Annotated in this window: 17 protein-coding genes and 1 pseudogene; 12 read left to right on the forward strand and 6 right to left on the reverse strand. The window is 68.9% G+C overall.

Annotated features, from left to right (window positions below; genetic code table 11):
• Positions 1-383 (reverse strand): helix-turn-helix domain-containing protein (locus ACWD1Z_RS34830; protein WP_451124501.1); only part of this gene is annotated, 383 nt, incomplete at its 3' end.
• A 106-nt stretch (positions 384-489) separates the two neighbouring features.
• Here ACWD1Z_RS34830 and ACWD1Z_RS34835 point away from each other — a divergent pair.
• Genes ACWD1Z_RS34835 through ACWD1Z_RS34845 form a run of 3 tightly spaced genes read left to right on the forward strand, consistent with a single transcriptional unit; the run spans position 490 to position 3445 of the window.
• Positions 490-816, forward strand: a complete 327-nt coding sequence (locus ACWD1Z_RS34835) for a secondary metabolite protein (protein ID WP_451124503.1) — start codon at positions 490-492, stop codon at positions 814-816.
• The gene (locus tag ACWD1Z_RS34840) at positions 813-2021 is read left to right on the forward strand and encodes an MAB_1171c family putative transporter (protein ID WP_451124505.1); all 1209 of its coding nucleotides are present in this window, start codon (positions 813-815) and stop codon (positions 2019-2021) included. Before ACWD1Z_RS34835 ends, ACWD1Z_RS34840 begins: the two co-directional genes overlap by 4 nt.
• Positions 2018-3445, forward strand: coding sequence for an amidase family protein (locus ACWD1Z_RS34845; RefSeq protein WP_451124507.1), 1428 nt, complete (start codon positions 2018-2020; stop codon positions 3443-3445). The genes ACWD1Z_RS34840 and ACWD1Z_RS34845 overlap by 4 nt, the downstream gene beginning before the upstream one ends.
• 151 nt (positions 3446-3596) lie before the next feature.
• Here ACWD1Z_RS34845 and ACWD1Z_RS34850 read toward each other — a convergent pair.
• Positions 3597-4028: pseudogene (locus tag ACWD1Z_RS34850) on the reverse strand (alkaline phosphatase PhoX); the annotation flags it as partial.
• Positions 4029-4180: 152 nt separating this feature from the next.
• Between ACWD1Z_RS34850 and ACWD1Z_RS34855 the strand changes: the two are divergent.
• The gene (locus tag ACWD1Z_RS34855) at positions 4181-5719 is read left to right on the forward strand and encodes a substrate-binding domain-containing protein (RefSeq protein ID WP_451124509.1); all 1539 of its coding nucleotides are present in this window, start codon (positions 4181-4183) and stop codon (positions 5717-5719) included.
• A gap of 70 nt (positions 5720-5789) precedes the next feature.
• Here the strand turns inward: ACWD1Z_RS34855 and ACWD1Z_RS34860 are convergent, their stop codons facing one another.
• Entirely contained in the window at positions 5790-7856 is a 2067-nt protein-coding gene (locus ACWD1Z_RS34860; protein ID WP_451124511.1) for a PhoX family protein, read from the reverse strand.
• Between the two features lie 418 nt (positions 7857-8274).
• Between ACWD1Z_RS34860 and ACWD1Z_RS34865 the strand changes: the two genes are divergently transcribed.
• The 7 genes from ACWD1Z_RS34865 (at position 8275) to ACWD1Z_RS34895 (ending at position 14088) form a co-directional block, all read left to right on the forward strand.
• A complete protein-coding gene (locus ACWD1Z_RS34865) occupies positions 8275-9252 on the forward strand; it encodes a PstS family phosphate ABC transporter substrate-binding protein (protein WP_451124513.1) in 978 nt (325 codons plus the stop codon).
• Positions 9249-10199: a phosphate ABC transporter permease subunit PstC gene (gene pstC / locus ACWD1Z_RS34870; protein ID WP_451124515.1), complete on the forward strand. Its 951-nt coding sequence runs from the start codon at positions 9249-9251 to the stop codon at positions 10197-10199. Before ACWD1Z_RS34865 ends, pstC begins: the two co-directional genes overlap by 4 nt.
• A gap of 11 nt (positions 10200-10210) precedes the next feature.
• Positions 10211-11110, forward strand: a complete 900-nt coding sequence (gene pstA, locus ACWD1Z_RS34875) for a phosphate ABC transporter permease PstA (RefSeq protein ID WP_451124517.1) — start codon at positions 10211-10213, stop codon at positions 11108-11110.
• Between the two features lie 62 nt (positions 11111-11172).
• Positions 11173-12021 (forward strand): phosphate ABC transporter ATP-binding protein PstB, encoded by an 849-nt coding sequence (gene pstB, locus ACWD1Z_RS34880; RefSeq protein ID WP_451124533.1) that lies wholly within the window; start codon positions 11173-11175, stop codon positions 12019-12021.
• A gap of 54 nt (positions 12022-12075) precedes the next feature.
• The gene (locus ACWD1Z_RS34885; protein WP_451124519.1) at positions 12076-12852 is read left to right on the forward strand and encodes a winged helix-turn-helix transcriptional regulator; all 777 of its coding nucleotides are present in this window, start codon (positions 12076-12078) and stop codon (positions 12850-12852) included.
• Between the two features lie 33 nt (positions 12853-12885).
• Positions 12886-13176 (forward strand): hypothetical protein, encoded by a 291-nt coding sequence (locus ACWD1Z_RS34890; protein ID WP_451124521.1) that lies wholly within the window; start codon positions 12886-12888, stop codon positions 13174-13176.
• 504 nt (positions 13177-13680) lie between these two features.
• Positions 13681-14088, forward strand: a complete 408-nt coding sequence (locus ACWD1Z_RS34895) for a heavy metal-responsive transcriptional regulator (protein WP_451124523.1) — start codon at positions 13681-13683, stop codon at positions 14086-14088.
• Between the two features lie 14 nt (positions 14089-14102).
• Here the strand turns inward: ACWD1Z_RS34895 and ACWD1Z_RS34900 are convergent, their stop codons facing one another.
• Together ACWD1Z_RS34900 and ACWD1Z_RS34905 are read right to left on the reverse strand one after the other, a co-directional pair.
• On the reverse strand, positions 14103-15491 hold the full coding sequence (locus ACWD1Z_RS34900; protein WP_451124525.1) for an FAD-dependent oxidoreductase: 1389 nt from the start codon (positions 15489-15491) through the stop codon (positions 14103-14105).
• A gap of 68 nt (positions 15492-15559) precedes the next feature.
• Positions 15560-16240 (reverse strand): arsenate-mycothiol transferase ArsC, encoded by a 681-nt coding sequence (locus ACWD1Z_RS34905; protein WP_451124527.1) that lies wholly within the window; start codon positions 16238-16240, stop codon positions 15560-15562.
• Between the two features lie 166 nt (positions 16241-16406).
• Here ACWD1Z_RS34905 and ACWD1Z_RS34910 point away from each other — a divergent pair, with 166 nt between their 5' ends.
• Positions 16407-16787: an ArsR/SmtB family transcription factor gene (locus tag ACWD1Z_RS34910; protein WP_451124529.1), complete on the forward strand. Its 381-nt coding sequence runs from the start codon at positions 16407-16409 to the stop codon at positions 16785-16787.
• A gap of 325 nt (positions 16788-17112) precedes the next feature.
• On the opposite strand, the gene trxA is transcribed toward ACWD1Z_RS34910, so the two are convergent.
• Positions 17113-17436, reverse strand: coding sequence for a thioredoxin (gene trxA, locus ACWD1Z_RS34915; protein WP_451124531.1), 324 nt, complete (start codon positions 17434-17436; stop codon positions 17113-17115).
• Between the last annotated feature and the right edge of the window lie 154 nt (positions 17437-17590).

A 17590-nucleotide genomic window follows, 5' to 3' on the forward strand; every position in this document is an offset into this window, starting at 1 on the left:
TTGCCCACCCCGGGCTCGGTCATCCGCACCCGATACAGCTTCGCGATCAGCTCACCCACCTGGCCACGCGTCCACAACTGGCCACGAAGACCTAGGTCACACGGCAGGTGATCCAAAATTGCCTGCCGCACCGCCGCCTGCTCGACCTCGGACAGCACCTGATGCTCACCCACGCGCCGCCCACGCGGACGCGCGGTCAGCGCCTCACGCCCACCGGCCTGCCACTTCGCCCACCAGCCGTCCACCGCCTTGAGCGAGACCTTGAACATCGCCGCGACATCCTCGCGGTCCCGGCCCTCCACCAGCGCGGCCACCGCCCGCAGCCGCAACGCTTCCTGCGCCGACGGCGACAACTGCCGTGCGTCCCCCACCAGTTCACTCACGCAGCATTCAACGACCCAGAACGCTTACCGTTTCGGATCAATAGAGCCCCGAGAGCAGGCGCCCTCGGTGTGCGGGGCGTGCGCCGTCACGGAGAGTGCTGTCCACGTGTTCTACGACCCATGGACCAGCTCCCTGCACCAAGACCACATCATCGCCCACGAGTTCAGCCACCTCCTGCTCGGCCACCACGAGAACCGACCGGTGTCCGCGCTGGCCCCGGCCTTTATCACCAGCGTGGATCCGGCCACCGTGCAGATGATGCTGGGGCGCACCAAGTACGACGAGGATGAGGAGCGGGACACCGAACTCCTCGCTTCGCTGCTCCAGCGCCGGATCATCGACCGGTGGCTGCGCAGCGATGAGTCCTCCGGGGACGAAGTGCAGGACCGGGTCACGCACACGCTCCTGCGCCGGCGGGAGGCCCGGTCGTGAAGGACCTGCTCCATCCGATCAGCCTCGTCGTCGCCACGCTCGGCTTCCTCTGCCTCCTGCGGGACGTGCTGACCCGCCGCCGAGACCCCGCCTCCACCGCGCTGGCCGCCGTCTTCCTGTTGTCGGGATTGTCGTTCCTGTTCTCCATCACGCCGATGTGGAACTACCTCGACCGCGTCCTCGGCACCGTCAACCTCTCCGTGCCGCTCGCGCAAGGCTGCGTGGTCGCCCTTCTGGCCTGCCAGCAGGTGGTCCTCACCTACTGGGGATCCCCGCCTGAGACCGCCCGTCGACGCAGTCGCCGGTGGCTCGGGGCCGGCTTGGCAGTGATCGTCGGGCTACTGGTTCTGTTCGCCCTGCTGACGCCCAGCGCGCCTCATCCGATCGACTTCACGCTGTACTACGCGCACGATGACTGGTACGCCGCGTACCTCACCCTGTACGTCACGGCCTACACCATCGGGGAGCTGTTCCTCGCCCGCGCCTGCTGGCGCCTGGCCCGCCGCAGCACCCGCGGTTCCGTCCGCTACGGCCTGCGCATTGTCGCCCTCGGCGCCACTGTCACCCTCGGATACAGCGCGGTCCGCATCGGCAACGTCATCGCCGGCGCCTTTGACGCCTCCCTCGCAGAGTGGGAGGGCTTCGCCTGGACCTGCGGCGATGTCGGCGCCATGCTCACGCTGATCGGCTGGCTCGTACCCACCATCAGCGACCAGGCCCAGAGCGTTCAGTACCGGATCAAGCAGTACCGCAGCTACTACGGCCTGCGCCCCCTGTGGCTGGTGTTCTACAGCGAAGCGCCCGAGATCGAGCTGCCGATCGACCGAGTCGACCCGGCCCAAAGGCGTCGCTTCCGCCGTATCTCGATCCGGCTCTACCGCCGAGCAGTCGAAATCCGGGACGGCCGGTTCGTGATCCGCCAGTACCTCGATGCCGCAGTACGCGGGGCCAGTGAAGCGCACCACCGGGCCCGAGGGCTTCACGGCCAGGAGCTGTCGGCTGCCGTCACGGCCGACCAGATCCTCGCCGGAATCGCCGCCAGGGCCGAAGGCGCCCGCCCGGCGCCCGACCAGCTCACCGAATTCGCCGACTCCGAACGCCAGACCAGAGGACCCATGGACGACATCGACGCTCTCCTCGATGTCGCTCGCCACATTCGCCGCCAGCCCGCACGAGCCCCCCACCTTGAGCGAGTCTCCGAATGACGACCGATCTCACCCACCAGCCCGCTCACGTCCAGCTCCAGGCCCTGGACCGTCGTGAGATCTCCAGCCGCGAGCTGCTCGACCTCCACCTTGACCGGATCGACGCCAGCCACGTCAACGCCGTCATCACCCGCGACGACGAGGCGGCCCAGGCCGCTGCACACGCGGCAGATGAACGCCGCGCCCGCAACGAGAAGAGGGGAACCTTCGACGGCCTTCCCCTCACGATCAAGGACAGCTTCGAGACGGCCGGCCTGCGCACTACCAGCGGCGCCGAGGAGCTGGCGGATCATGTACCCGCACGTGACGCCGACGCGGTCGCTCGGCTTCGCTATCAAGGCGCCGTGATCATGGGCAAGACCAACACCCCGGCGTACTGCCAGGACCTGCACACGGACAACAGCCTGTTCGGGCCCACGCTCAACCCGCACGACCCCAAGCGCACCGCCGGCGGTTCCTCCGGCGGCCCCGCCGCCGCAGTCGCCGCCCACCTGACCCCCGCCGACCTCGGCAGCGACCTCGCCGGCTCACTTCGGCTTCCGGCTCACTACTGTGGCGTCTACGGCCTGCGCCCCACGCACGGACTCATCCCTGCCCGCGGTCACATCCCCCGCCCGCCGGGATGGATCACCAGCAGCGACATGGTCACCCCCGGCCCCCTGGCACGCCACCCCCGCGACCTCGACCTGCTCCTCGACGCGCTGACGACGCCGTCACCCGCAGAGAACAGCCCCTGGCGCGTCAACCTGCCCACGGCGCGACGTGCAGTCGGCCAGCTCCGCGTGGCGGTGTGGACCGAGGACGCACGCTGCCCCGTCGACCGCGAAACGGCCGATGCTCTCGCCACCGTCGAGCAGGCGCTGGCCTCCGCCGGAACGGACGTCCGCCGCACCGTGGGGCCGGTCGGCTTCGCCGACTCTCTCCGCCTCTTCGAGCAACTCCTCCACGCCACTGCGACGGCCGCCACCGACGACGAAGCGGGCGCGGCCGAACTCGCAGCAGCGCGTGACCTGCACGAGGATGACGCGAGCCCACGGGCCACCTTCCTCCGCCATCGAACCCAGACACACCGCGCCTGGCTCCGCGCCGACGAGGAGCGCCTCCAGCTTCGAGGGGCGTGGCACCGGTTCTTCGCCGACGCCGAGCACGATGTCCTCATCACCCCCGCCGCTCCCACCGCGGCGATCCCGGCCGGCACCCGCACTCTCATGGTCGACGGCGTCGAGCGGAGCTTCTTCGACCAGACCGGCTGGGCTAACCTCACCAGCCACGTCGGCCTGCCCAGCCTCGTCATGCCTGTTGCGCGAAACTCGGACGATCTCCCGATCGGCGTCCAGCTCGTGGGGCCGACTTACTCGGACCGGAACTTGCTCGCACTGGCTGAAGATCTGGCGTCGCTTCTTGGGACGGCCGGGGGAATCTGACGTCCGCTGGCTTCGCGAATGGTCTGCTCTTCCTGTCATGATCGGGGCACGCCGCCAGGCAGCAGGCTCAGCGTGCAGCACCCAGGGGGATGGCAGCGAGGTAGTTCCAGGTGATCTTCTTTGCTGTGCTGTCGGCGGTGACGTCGACGGGGACCGCGAACAGGCCGTCGTTGGAGCCGAGGGCGTTGCCGTCGGTGGCGACCCACAGGTTGCCGTGGGCGTCGAAGGCGACGTTGTCGGAGCGGGCCAACTTCGTGGCGCCCACCTTGTGGGCGGCGAGGCGTGTGAGGACGTAGACCTCCTCGGCGGTCATCCCGGGCACGTGCGACACGGAGCCGGACGCGAGCGGGTCCATTCGCCGGCCGTCGAACTCCCTGTCCGTCGGGAGCTTTCCGGTGCCGTCGATCTCGGCGGCCGGGCTGTCCCCGGTGAACTTCGCGACGTACAGGGTGCCTTCGTCGAGCAGCCGCATGTTGTGCTCGCGGGCCGCGCGGCTGTCGCCCTTCCTGTAGGTGTGCTTAGACACGTACTTGTAGAGGTAGTCGAAGCGTTCGTCCGGTGCCTGAGCCAGGGCTCGGGCGCCATGGCGCGGGTTGACTCTGCGGTCCCCGCGAACGCCAGGCGAACATCTGTCCACGAGTCGCCGACGGTACGGCGAAGACGTCTGGCGCTCGTGAATCCGCCCCATACCGTGTGCGCACGCGTGTACGAAGTGCGAGGTGCGGGGGCGAACTCGTGGAGTGGTTTAACGCCGAGAACATGGTGGCGGTGGGCACGGCGGTACTCGGTCTCGCGGCCTCCGTCGCCGTTGTCTGGTACGAACGCAGGGTTCCGCGCCGCAAGAGCATCGGCTTCCGCGTCCAGCTGGACACCTCGATAGGCAGCCATGCCCGTAACGGCAGACGGGCCAACGTGCGGCTCGGCCTGTTCAACGACTTCTCCGACCTGGCCGATGCCACCCTCGTCCTTCTGCGGATCGAGAACGACGGCTCTCAGAGCATCGCCGGTGACGACTACACCAGCCGTGGCGTTCACGGCCTCACGGCGGTCTTCTCCGGCCGTACGATCCGCGGCATCGCGGTCACCCAGCCCGCCGACGCCGCCCATCTGATGGACCACTTCACCCCGGGCGCGGGCCTGCGCCACGACGGCGACACCCTGTACCTCCCGAAGGTTCCGCTCAACAAGGGCAAGCACTTCAAGGTGCTGGCGCTGCTGACCGGTGGCGGCGTCGGGGACGATGTCGAGGTGACCGGCGGGATCCGGGACGGCGAGGTGAAGCGCAACCAGAGCACGACCGTCGACGACAAGCCGCCCCTCTTCAGCCGGCCGGCCCGCCTGATCACGGTGCTGTTCACCGTGTGCGTCATCACGCTCGCGTCGATCATCGTCATCCGCAACGACGACGCACCGACGCCCATCGGCTGCGCCACGGGAACCCTGACCGTCACCGGATCCACCGCCTTCGCCCCGGCGGCGGAGAAACTGGCGGAGAGCTACGAAAACGCCTGCCCAGGCTCGGACGTCACCGTGGACGAGCACGGGAGTACCGCCGGGATCCGGGCGCTGGACGCGGCGGGCGTCAAGGCGGCCTCGTCCGGCGGCTCCCCGTCCGTCATCGCCTTCTCCGACGGCCCCAAGCCGAACGGCTACTCGGAGCTCCGTGAGAACCCCGTCGCCGTCTCCGTCTTCACCCTGGTGGTGAACGACCGGGTCACGGTGCAGGACCTGAGCCTGGCCGACGTGGGGAAGATCTACCAGGGCGAGATCCGCAACTGGCAGGACGTGGGCGGCCCGGACCTGCCCATCCTCCTGGTCAGCCGCGACGCCAACTCCGGAACCCGTGAGGTCTTCCAGCGCCAGGTTCTGAAGAGCAACGAGCCCGCCAACTCCTCCCGGGACTGCCGTACCAAGGACGATCCCGATGCCACGGTCATCCGCTGTGAACTCGACAGCACGGGACAGGTGTTGAGTACCGTGGCCCGCCTGCCCGGCGCCATCGGTTACAGCGAACCGCGTTCCGCCTCCGCCACGGAGGGCCTGCACTCTCTGAGCATCGACGGGCAGACGGCATCCATCGAAACCATCGGCACCAGCGGCTACCCGTACCGGGAGATCGAGTACGCCTACACCTACGGCCGCCCGCCCGCTGACTCGCTCGCCGTGAGCTTCGTCAACTACGTGACCCGCGGCGCCGGGCAGGACGTCGTACGGGACCAGGGGCACTTCCCGTGTCTCAGCCCGGAGGGCCTGCGGCTCTGCGGCGCGCAGTGAGCCGTAGACAGCTCTGCCCGGGCGGTCGAGGGACCGCCCGGGCAGGAGCAGGAGGAGCAGAGGGCGCGGCCTAGCGGCGGCGCTCCTTCCACACCGTCACGACCGACGGCCGCGGAATGGTGCCCGGCCCGTCGGGCCACCGCGAGCCCGGGTTCTCGGCCGTGGCGCCGTCGGTCTCGCCCGGGTGCTGGGGGGCGACCAGGATGCGGTCCTCGGTGATGATCGGGCCGCAGCACTCGGCGCCCTTGGGCATGGTCAGGAACTGCTGCACGTGCCCGCGCTGGGAGCCCTTGACCGGCACCGCGAACAGGCCGTCGTTGTAGCCGAGGGCGGCGCCGTCGGTGGCGATCCACAGGTTGCCGTGGGTGTCGAAGGCGACGTTGTCGGGGCAGGAGATCGGGCTGACCTTCGACTTGTCGAAGCCGGCGAAGTACGTCGAGGAGTCCTCGGGGTCGCCGCAGACCAGCATCAGGCGCCAGCTGAAGGACTTCGAGGCCGCGTCGCCGCGCCGCTCCTCCAGTTCCAGGATGTGGCCGTGCTTGTTGCCGTTGCGGGGGTTGGCCTCGTCGGCGGCAGCCCGGCCGGCGGCGCCGCGGTTGGAGTTGTTGGTCAGGGCGACGTACACGCGGCCGGTGTAGGGATGCGGTTCGACGTCCTCGGGGCGGTCCATCTTCGTCGCGCCCACCTTGTCGGCGGCCAAGCGCGTGAAGACGTACACCTCCTCGGCGGTCATCCCGGGCACGTGGGACACCGAGCCGGACGCGAGCGGAATCCACTCGCCCGAGCCGTCGAACTCCCCGTCGCTGGGCAGCTTTCCGGTGCCGTCGATCTCGGCGGCCGGGCTGTCGCCGGTGAACTTCGCGACGTACAGGGTGCCTTCGTCGAGTAGCCGCATGTTGTGCTCGCGGGCGGCTCGGCTGTGGCCCTTCTTGTAGGCGTGCTTGGAGACGTACTTGTAGAGGTAGTCGAAGCGTTCGTCGTCGCCCATGTAGAGGGCGACGCGGCCGTCGGGGGTCAGGCGGGGCTCGGCGGCCTCGTGCTTGAAGCGGCCCAGCGCCGTGCGCTTGCGCGGGGTGGAGGTCGGGTCGTACGGGTCGATCTCGACGATCCAGCCGTGCCGGTTGGGCTCGTTGGGCTCCTTGCCGATGTCGAAGCGGTCGTCGAACCGCTCCCACTGACGCGTGCTCGCGCCGGTCGGCAGGCCGTAGCGGGCCAGGCGTGCCTTCGTGACCGGGTCGCTGACCGCTGCCGCGTTCGCGAAGTACTGGTTGAAGTTCTCCTCGCCCGACAGGACGGTTCCCCACGGGGTGATGCCGCCGCCGCAGTTGTTCAGGGTGCCCAGGACCGTGCGGCCGGTCGGGTCGGCGGTCGTCTTCAGCAGGTCGCTGCCGGCCGCCGGGCCGGTGAAGCGGATGGGGGTGGTGGCGGTGACACGGCGGTTCAGCGGGTCGCCGACCACCGGCCACAGGCGGCCGGTGCGGTCGTCGGCGCGGACGACCAGGACCGTCAGGCCGTGTGCCGCCCAGGCGATCTCGACCTGCTCGCGGGTCGGGGCGGTCGGCACGTAGCCGTAGAACATGATCTCTTCGTTGGTGTACTCGTGGTTGACCACGAGCAGCTGGTGGCCGCGGCGGGGCGCGTCCAGCAGGGCCATGTAGTCGGCGTTGTATCCGAACTGCCGCGCCTGCGCCTTCGCGCTCTGGGCGCGGGCGTCGAAGCGGGGAGCGCCGGCGAGGATCGGGTCGCCCCAGCGGATGACGACCTGCTGGGCGTAGCCGTCCGGGATGGTCACGGCGTCCGCCGTGTTCGGGGGCACTGGTTCGAAGTCCAGGCCGCGCGGCGGACGTCCGCCCGAGGGCGACGTGGCCGGCGCGGCAGCCGCGGGCGACGTCGCGAGCGTGACGCCGCCGGCGGCCAGGGCCACGACGGCGCTGCCTTTCAGGACGCCTCTGCGGGAGAGGGCCTGTTGCACGACGTCACCGAAGTACGTGTTGAGCGAGCGGTTGGGCGCGCCGTGGGAGCAGGCGTCGCCGCAGCGGTACCGGCAGGTCAGCGCGGACCGGGCGGTGTTGTGGCCGGCGGGCAGCAGGGGCAGGGCGGCGGGTCGGCCGGTTCGGGCGCCGGGCTGATCGGGCACGGTTCCTCCGTACGAAGAAGGACGGGTGGTTCCGGACGCCCGGAAAGATAGGCGACCGTCGATCCGTGACGCTAGGCGCAGACCGCCCGCAGACAGGCGGCAGAACGGTGAACTCCGGTCGAACTCCTGCCCCTGGGGGTTGGGGTGACTTTTCCTGCGCATGGCGCATCTGTGACCCTGAATGGTGTGTCCTTGGCGGAAAACTTGCGAAGCGGAACCTCCGCGTCACCGTCCGGCGACCGCCCGTCACATTGGAACATGATCGATCTATATAGATGACCCGCTATCGTTCATGCGAGATGGGCTCTCCGTACACCCGTTGTTCATATAGGCTGGCTTCGATCCAAGTGTCCGAACGGAGCGCGCCGCGCACCGGTCCACCGCCGGAGCACACCGGCAGACACGAGGATCGAGAGTCGTGAACATTTCCCCTTCATTGCGTCGGGCCAAGGCTCCCCTGGCCCTGACGGCTGCCGTCATGCTGGCCGCGAGCGCGTGCGGCGGTGCCGACGCGGGTTCGGGCGGCGGTGACGGCGACAAGCTGGCCGGGAACATCAAGGTCGACGGCTCCAGCACGGTGGCGCCGCTCTCCACGGCGGCGGCCCAGCTCTTCCAGGCGGAGAACTCCGGGGTCAAGGTCACGGTCGGCACGTCCGGCACCGGCGGCGGCTTCGAGAAGTTCTGCGCGGGCGAGACCGACATCTCCAACGCCTCCCGTGCGATCAAGGACGAGGAGAAGGCGGCGTGTGACAAGAAGGGCATCAAGTACGAGGAGTTCACGGTCGCCAACGACGGTCTGTCCGTCGTGGTGAGCAAGGACAACGACTTCGTCGACTGCCTGACCGTCGAGCAGCTGAAGAAGATCTGGGAGCCCGGTTCCAAGGTGAACAACTGGAACCAGGTCGACTCCAAGTTCCCGAACCAGAAGCTCGAACTCTTCGGCGCGGGCACCGACTCGGGCACCTTCGACTACTTCACCGACGCCATCAACGGTGAGGAGGGCGCCTCCCGGACCGACTACAGCCCGAGCGAGGACGACAACGTCACCGTCCAGGGTGTCTCCGGTTCCAAGGGCGGCATGGGCTACTTCGGCCTCTCCTACTACGAGGAGAACAAGGACAAGCTGAAGGCCCTGGAGATCGACGGCGGCGACGGCTGCGTGGCCCCGAGCGTCGAGACCGTGCAGGACGGCACCTACAAGCCGCTCTCCCGGCCGCTGTTCATCTACCCGAAGGCCACCTCGCTGGACAAGGCGGAGGTCGAGGCGTTCGTCGAGTTCTACGTCGAGAACAACGCCGACATCGCCAGCAAGGCCCAGTTCGTGCCGCTCAACGCCGAGCAGGAGACCGAGCTGAAGAAGGACCTCGACGCCCTCAAGGCCGCGCACAAGTCATGAGTTCCCCGAGCATCGGGCGCAGGGCCGCTTCGGGAAGCCCCGGCTTCCTGAAGCGGTCCCAGCCGCGTTATGGCGAGAAGGCCATCAAGGTCCTCCTGGTGGCCGCCTCCCTGGTCTCGGTGCTGACCACCGTCGGCATCGTCATCGCCCTCATCCCGCCCGCAGCCGAGTTCTTCGGCAAGGTCAACTTCGGCGACTTCATCACCGGCACCGAGTGGTCGCCGCTGTTCAAGCCGCCGCACTTCGGCGTCCTGCCGCTGGTCACCGGCACGCTGATGGTCACGCTCGTCGCCCTGCTGGTGTCCGTACCGCTGGGGCTGGGCGCGGCGGTGTACCTGAGCGAGTACGCCCATCCCCGGGTCCGTACGATCTTCAAGCCCATCCTTGAGGTGCTCGCCGGCATCCCCACCGTCGTCTACGGCTTCTTCGCGCTGAAGGCCGTCACCCCGCTGCTGCAGGACATCTGGCCGGCCGGCGACGGCCCCCAGGTCTTCAACGCCCTGGCGGCGGGCTTCGTCATGGGCATCATGATCATCCCGACGATCGCCTCGCTCGCCGAGGACTCGATGAACGCCGTGCCGCGCGCGCTGCGCGACGGCGCGTTCGCCCTCGGCTCCTCGCGGATGCAGGTCTCCACCCGCGTCGTCTTCCCGGCCGCGCTGTCCGGCATCGTCGCCGCCATCGTGCTGGGCATCTCCCGGGCGCTCGGCGAGACGATGATCGTCGCGGTCGCCGCAGGCGGGCGCCCCAACCTGTCCTTCAACCCGCTCGAAGGCATGCAGACGATGACCGCGTTCATCGCCGCAGCCGGTATCGGCGACCTGCCGACCGGTTCCACCGGCTACCAGACGATCTTCGCGGTGGGCCTGCTGCTGTTCGTGATGACCCTGGTGATGAACCTCGTCAGTATTCGCCTGGTCCGCAAGTACCGGGAGGTGTACGAGTGATGAGCAACGTCATGGACCGAGACGTCAGCGTGGCGGACGACCCCGGAGTGCCCCGCCTCAAGGGCAAGGGCACCCCCTTGCGGGAGCGGTTCTTCCAGCTCAGCCTTTGGGCGTCGCTCGCCGTCGGCGTGGTCTTCCTCGCCTCCCTGCTGGCTTATGTCGTCGTGGAGGCGTGGCCCCGGCTCGACTCGCGGATCTGGACGAACTTCCCCGACATCATCGACCCGTCGAACGCCGGCGCCCAGTCGGCGATCATGGGCACGCTCTGGATCATCGCCTTCACCGCCGTGTACTGCCTGCCGACCGGCGTCCTCGCCGCCATCTACCTGGAGGAGTACGCGGATCCCAACCGCTGGTGGAACCGCGTCATCGAGATCAACATCCAGAACCTGGCGGCCGTCCCGTCGATCGTCTACGGCATCCTCGGGCTCGGCATCATCTCCCGCGGGCTCGGCTTCGGCCAGACCGTGCTGACCGCCTCGCTCACCCTGTCCCTGCTGGTGCTGCCGACCGTGATCATCGCCTCCCGGGAAGCGATCCGCGCCGTACCGCAGTCCATCCGCCAGGCTTCCCTGGCGCTGGGCGCGACCCAGTGGCAGACCATCTGGCGCCAGGTACTCCCGGCGGCCGTGCCCGGCATGGCGACCGGCTCGATCCTCGCCCTGTCCCGGGCCATCGGTGAGGCGGCACCGCTGCTGCTGCTCGGCGGGCTGACCTTCATCACCTTCAACCCGACCGGCGTCGAGAGCCCCTTCACCGCGCTGCCGATCCAGATCTTCGGCTGGATCAGCCAGTCCCGGGCGGAGTTCACCGCGCTCGCCTCCGCCGCGATCGTCATCCTCCTGGTGATGCTGCTCGCGATGAACTCCCTGGCGATCTGGCTCCGCAACCGCTACAGCCGCAAATGGTGACCGCCATGACCTCAGCAAACGACCGCACCGCCATCACCTTCCTCTCCGACCAGGAGGCTTCCATGACCTCTCCCTCCGACTCCGTCGGCGGCACCAGGACCCCGCGGGTCTCCTATCGCGAGGCGCCGTCCCTGGACAGCCCGGTCTTCGAGGTCGGCAGCCTGTCGGTGTTCTACGGCGACCACGAGGCCGTACGCGATGTGAACCTGAACATCGGCGAGCGGCAGATCACCGCGATGATCGGCCCGTCCGGCTGCGGCAAGTCGACCGTGCTGCGCTGCTTCAACCGCATGAACGACCTCGTGCCCACCGCCCGCGTGGCGGGGAAGGTCCGGTATCACAACGAGGATCTGTACGGCCGCGAGGTCGACCCCATCGAGGTGCGCCGCCGTGTCGGCATGGTCTTCCAGAAGCCCAACCCGTTCCCCAAGTCCATCTACGACAACATCGCGTACGGGCCCAGGGTGGGCGGCTTCAAGGGCAACCTCGACGACCTGGTCGAGGAGACCCTCACGCACGCCGCGCTGTGGGACGAGGTCAAGGACAAGCTCAAGACTTCCGCGCTCGCCCTGTCCGGCGGTCAGCAGCAGCGGCTGTGCATCGCCCGCACCATCGCGGTCAGCCCCGAGGTGATCCTGATGGACGAGCCTTGCTCGGCCCTCGACCCGATCGCCACGGCGAAGATCGAGGACCTCATGGAGCACCTCGCCCAGGAGTTCACGATCATCGTCGTCACACACAACATGCAGCAGGCGGCCCGCGTTTCGCACCGCACCGCCTTCTTCACCGCGGACGTGGACGACAAGGGCGTACGCCACGGCCGTCTCGTCGAGTACGACGAGACCGAGCGGATCTTCTCCAACCCCTCCGACCAGCGCACCGAGGACTACATCTCCGGCCGATTCGGCTGAGAGGTGAGTCCCGTGTCCGTCCCTTTGCGCGCAACACGTGAAGGAGTACCCCGGGTGACACCCGAAGCACACCGGCCCCAGCCCACAGCCGTGCGGGGCGGAGCCGACGACGAACCGCGCCCGGACCTGCTGCTCGTCGAGCCCGACGCGGAACTGGCGGCCAAGGCCCTGGCCCGTTTCGAGGGAGCAGGCATCCGTACCGTGGTCTGCCACGACGGCGCCGAGGCGCTCCTGCAGGTCGGCACCCGGCACCCGGGTGCGGTCCTGCTCGGGGCCCCGCTGCCGGTGGTCAGCGCGGCACGGGTTACCGAGCTGATCGCCCGCCTCCACCCGGTGCCCGTCCTCGTGGGTGCCGGGCCGGACGGGGCGGAGGAGGCGACGGCGGCGGTGGCGGCCGGCGCTCTCGCCTTCGTGGCACGGCCGTACCGGACCGAGGAGATCGTCCCGCTGCTCATGTCAGGCCGTGGGCGGGGCGATGGCTCGGCCGAGCCATTGGTGGTCGGTGACATCGAGCTTGATCCCGCGGGCTTTCACGTCTATGTACGCGGCCGATCGATCCAGTTGCCGGTCCGTGAATTCCTGCTGCTGCGCTACTTCATGGAACGCCCCAACAAGCTCATCAGCCGCGCCGAGCTGAGCGAGGCCCTCTGGGGCACGGCCAGCCCGGACAGCAACACCCTCACCGTGCACGTGCGGCGGGTGCGCACCAAGCTGCGGGACGAGGGACACAGCTGCTGCACCATCGACGCCATCCGAGGCATGGGCTACCGACTGGAGTGCGGGCCCAAGGGGAGCGCGACCAGGTCGTCACTGCCGGGCTCTCCGGCGTAGGGGCCGTCGGCGGATATCGGGAGGGAGCATCCGGTGGCCGAGGAAGACGACGAGGACTCGTACCTCGACGTGCCGGTGTGGGCCAACCGGTACCCCCGGTGGGGCACGGTGCACGGACGGCACCACGTCCCCATGCTCGGCACGCTCTACCACCGCAAACCGTGGTACTCGGGGAAGGTCCGCGTACGGTACCTGCCCGCCGGCCAGACACAGTGGCTGACCTTCACTACTGATGCGCGGACCTTGGCCGAGATCATCACTGCGGCCAACCTGGCCGAGGCCCGGACGCTGATCTCCCTGTGCCTCACCGAGGCGCATCCATAGACGCCGGCCGGCGGGCTGCATGGCGGTGCCCCGCCGGCCGGTTCAACCCGGCTGCCTCAGTATCCACTTCTGATCCCGCTTCTGAGCAGCCTTGGGGTACCTGAGTTGCGATCACGCTGATGATTCGCCTCACCCGGGGCAGGAACGGTCTGTCCGGCTGCCCGTCTCCCCGCCCCGGCTCATGCGAGCCGCCTGACCACCATCGAGACCGCCGCTCGGGCCGGTTACCCGGCCCGGGCAGAGCAGCGGTTCGAATCGCTAGACGACCTTGACCATCGTCTCGCCGCAGCAACACATAGGGTTCTGCTGGCCGCCGCATGTCGCCGGGGCGCCCTTGGTCACCGTCAGCTCGCACCCGCAGTTCTCATCGGGGCAGCGATAGACCTCTCCCTCACGGAACGGCATCGCGCTCACCTCCCTTTCTCGTGGTTCTGGCCCGTCATGAGCGACGCTAGAACCTGGACCCAGGGTCAAGGTCAACACTGGGGGCAGGAGGAACGAGACATGGCACTGCAAGGACTGACCATCGGGCAGGCCGCCCAGGCTGCTGGGATCACTCGCAAGGCCGTCCGCGTCTATGAGGCCAGGGGCTTGCTGCCCCAGGCCGAACGCAGCACAGCCGGCTACCGGCTGTACGCCCGCGAGGACGTCGAAGTGCTGACCTTCATCCGCCAGGCCCGGGCCCTGGGACTTCGCCTCGAAGACGTCCGTGAAGTGCTTCAGATCCGCCGCGGCGGGTCAGCCCCCTGCGACGCTGTCCGCAACCTCCTCGATGGACGCGTCGCAGAGATCGACGCCACCATCAAAGATCTCCTTGCCTTGCGGCAGACCCTTGCCGAGACCCGCCAAGCGGCTGACGACCGCCCTTGCGGAGAGCCGTCCACAGTCTGCTCGATCATCGAGGACGTGTGAGCCCATCCGCGCACTCAGCGCGCTCCATGCTCGCGCGCCCACGCCTGCGTGGCCATCTGCACCGCATCCCAGGGCGAGCCGAGTGGTGGTGTGTAGGAGAGGTCGAGGTCGCTGACGGTGTCGACGGTCATGCCGTGGAACAGTGCGGTCGCGTACGTGTCGACGCGCTTGGAGATCTCGGCGGTGCGCCGTCCGACGAGCTGGGCGCCCAGCAGCAGTCCGCTGTCGCGGTCGCCGGTGATGCGTACGGCGATCGGGGTGGCGCCCGGGTAGTACGCCTTGTGGTCGTCGGGGTCGCTGGCGGTCGTCACTGGCGTATAGCCCCGGCCCGCCGCGACCGCCTCGTGCTCGCGCAGTCCGGTGCGCGCGGCCACCAGGTCGAAGACCTTCACGACCTGCGTGCCCAGGCTCCCGGCGAAGCGCCGGTTGCCGCCGAGCGCGTTCTCGCCCGCGACCCGGCCCTGCTTGTGCGCGGTGGTGCCCAGCGGCAGCCAGGTCGTGCCGAGAAGGCGGTGATGGGTGACCACGCAGTCCCCGGCCGCGTACACGCCCGGCAGCGAGGTGCGCATCCGCTCGTCGACCACGATCGCGCCGCGGAAGCCGAGTTCGGCGCCGGCCTCGGCGGCCAGAGCGGTGTCGGGGCGGACGCCGACCACGACGAGGACCAGGTCCGTCTCGCGGGTCAGGGGTTCGCCGTCCGCGCCGGTCGTCTCCACCCGCAGCCGGTCGCCGGGCTCGCGGAAGATCCCCTTGACGGTGGTGTTGGTGAGCACGTCGACACCGCGCGACACAAGCTCGGTCCGTACCAGGGCGCCGAGTTCGGCGTCGACGGTCGGCAGCACCTCGGGCAGCGCCTCGATCTGCGTGACCGCGATCCCGCGGGTGGTCAGCGCCTCGGCCATCTCCAGGCCGATGTAACCGGCCCCGATGATCACGGCGTCGGCGGGCCGCCGCTCCTCGATCGACTGTTGCAGGTCGAAGGTGTCGCCCATGCTATGCAGAAGATGCACGCCCTGCTCGGGGCTGAGGTCGGCCAGCCCAGCGATGGGCGGTACGGCGCTGACCGCGCCGGTCCCGATCAACAAGGCGTCGTACGGCAGTTGCTCGGTGTGCCCGTCCGCGTCCCGTACCGTCAGCAGCTTCCCGCCCGGATCGATGTGGGTGGCGCGGGTGTTGATCCGTACCTCCATGCCGGTGGCCGCGAGATCCTGGGCGGTCCGGTGGGCGAGGTTGGACCAGTGGGTGACCTCGCCGGAGACGTAGTATGGGATGCCGCAGATGGAGAGGTTGGGGTAGGCGTCGGCCACCACGACGGTGACCTCGCTGGCGGGGTCGAGTTCCCGGGCACGCAGGGCGGCGCTGATTCCGGCGTCACTGCCGCCGACGGCGATCACACGGGTCACGGGAGTGCCTCCTGGGTCTGGCGATCTGCGCGCCTACGACGCTACGGACCGCCCCTCTCCCGGGCAACTCACGTCCGGTGAACCTCTGCCGACAACAGTTCACTCGCCAGTACGTCGATACGGGCGGCCAGCGCGTCCCGCACCGAGCGCGCGGTCTCGATGTCGAGGCCGCTCAGGTCCGGCAGCTCCCAGTCGAGGTAGCGGCGCCCGGGCCGTACGGGGCAAGCGTCCCCGCAGCCTAGGGTGACGACGACGTCGGCGGCGGTGACGACCTCGGTGGTCAGCGGCTTGGGGAACTCGTCGGCTGCGTCGAGCCCCTGCTCGGCGAGCAGTTGCAGAACCACCGGGGCGATCTCCGTGCCGGGTGCGGAACCGGCGGTCAGGACTCGTATCGCGTCACCGGCCCGATGGCGCATGAGTGCCGCCGCGAGCTGTGAGCGGCCGGCGTTCTCGGTGCACACGAACAGCACCTCCGGCACGGGCTTGGGCGACAGGCCCATGCCGCGGGCGAGGGCGCCGAGCCGCTGGTCGGCGAACCGCTCCACCAGGACCGGGAGATGGTGCCCGACTCGGGCCTTCGCCGACAGGAGCCAGGAGCACTCCTCGACGTAGTTCTCGACCGTCTCCGAGGAGAAGGCCCTGCTGTGCCGTGCGGCCAGCCGTCGGGTGATGCGCTCCAGCACGGGGTTGATGTCCCGCAGGGGCGGAGCTGCTGGGCGTCCGCGGCCGAGAGGGCTTTGCTCGTCCATTAGCCGGCTCCTCCTTGGGATGGGCGGCTCCCTACTCCCTTCCAGGCATCATAGGCATTTGTCTATGTCTTGCATAGCCGCGCGCAGAGGTGAACGCTAGGTGAACTTGCCGTTCGGGTGTCCTTCGAACGCCTAAGCGTGCCCGCCGCGCGCTTATGGTGAATAGATGGCTGTCACTACATATGGCGCGTCGGAGGCGGTGGCCGACGAGGCGAAAACGGACGCGTGCACGCCCGCCCTGGCCTGCCTGCTGATCGACCGGGACGAGGCCGAGCGGCTTGCAGCCATGCTCAAGGCCATAGCCGACCCCACTCGTCTGCAGATCCTCCGGATCATCGAGGGCGCGCCCGCCGGTGAGGTGTGCGTCTGCGATCTGACCGAGTGCCTGGGCTTCCGGCAGCCGACCATCAGCCACCATCTGAAGGTCATGACCGAGGCCGGGCTGCTGAACCGTGACCGCCGCGGGACCTGGGTCTGGTACTCCCTGAACCTGGACGGCCTGCGCCGGGTCCGCGAGATCCTCGACCCGTCGACGGCGGCGAGCTGACGCCACTTCACGCCCGTGCGGGAGGGGGATGGGGCAGGTGGTCCGATCCATCGCGCGAGGCATGCCGGGCCGCGTCGAGCGCGTCGGTTCAGCAGCCGGTAGAGGGCTTGGGGTCGGCCCGGTCCGTCGGTAGGTTGTCATTCGATCCGGTCTGCCGCCTCCGGCGCCTTCGCCTCCGCCAGCGCCGAGGCGAGACCGATGAGCCTCGCACGCCCGGTATTACTCATCGCGTCATTGAGCGCCAGTGCGGACATGGAACTGCCCGGTATCCCACCGCAAGGTGCGGTTCATACCGGACAGCGTGAGGATCGCTCCTGGTCTGTCCTCAGCCGAGGTGCTCGGCGAGCTCGCGCTCCAGGGCGGCCTTCGGCTTGGCCCCGACGATGGTCTGCACGACCTCGCCGCCCTTGTAGACGTTCATCGTCGGGATGGACATCACGCCGTACTGGGCGGCGATGGCCGGGTTCTCGTCGATGTTGAGCTTGACGATCTCGATCTTGTCGCCGTGCTCGGCGGCGATGGCCTCCAGGGAGGGCGCCAGCTGGCGGCACGGGCCGCACCAGGCGGCCCAGAAGTCGACCAGGACGGGCTTGTCGCTCTTGAGGACGTCCTGGTCGAAGGAGTCCTCGGTGACGTTCTTGAGGGCCATGGTGACCTTCTCCTGCGGGTGAACGCGGGTCGTTTATGCGGGTGATACGGGTGGTCAGACTGCTCTACCTTCTTGATCGGGTTGATCGAGCCATTCGTAGGGTTGGATCGCCCAGGGGTGCCGGGTGTGGCTATCAGGCTGCTGCCAGCTCGTG

This window comes from Streptomyces sp. NPDC002784 (genome assembly GCF_053592135.1).

What these genes read in the sequence shown, in the direction of transcription:
- pstA (WP_451124517.1), top strand. Translation starts at nt 10,211, where the DNA reads ATGGACCGAGACGTCAGCGTGGCGGACGACCCCGGAGTGCCCCGCCTC.
- pstB (WP_451124533.1), top strand. Translation starts at nt 11,173, where the DNA reads ATGACCTCTCCCTCCGACTCCGTCGGCGGCACCAGGACCCCGCGGGTC.
- pstC (WP_451124515.1), top strand. Translation starts at nt 9,249, where the DNA reads ATGAGTTCCCCGAGCATCGGGCGCAGGGCCGCTTCGGGAAGCCCCGGC.
- trxA (WP_451124531.1), bottom strand. Translation starts at nt 17,436, where the DNA reads ATGGCCCTCAAGAACGTCACCGAGGACTCCTTCGACCAGGACGTCCTC.
- ACWD1Z_RS34845 (WP_451124507.1), top strand. Translation starts at nt 2,018, where the DNA reads ATGACGACCGATCTCACCCACCAGCCCGCTCACGTCCAGCTCCAGGCC.
- ACWD1Z_RS34905 (WP_451124527.1), bottom strand. Translation starts at nt 16,240, where the DNA reads ATGGACGAGCAAAGCCCTCTCGGCCGCGGACGCCCAGCAGCTCCGCCC.
- ACWD1Z_RS34895 (WP_451124523.1), top strand. Translation starts at nt 13,681, where the DNA reads ATGGCACTGCAAGGACTGACCATCGGGCAGGCCGCCCAGGCTGCTGGG.
- ACWD1Z_RS34910 (WP_451124529.1), top strand. Translation starts at nt 16,407, where the DNA reads ATGGCTGTCACTACATATGGCGCGTCGGAGGCGGTGGCCGACGAGGCG.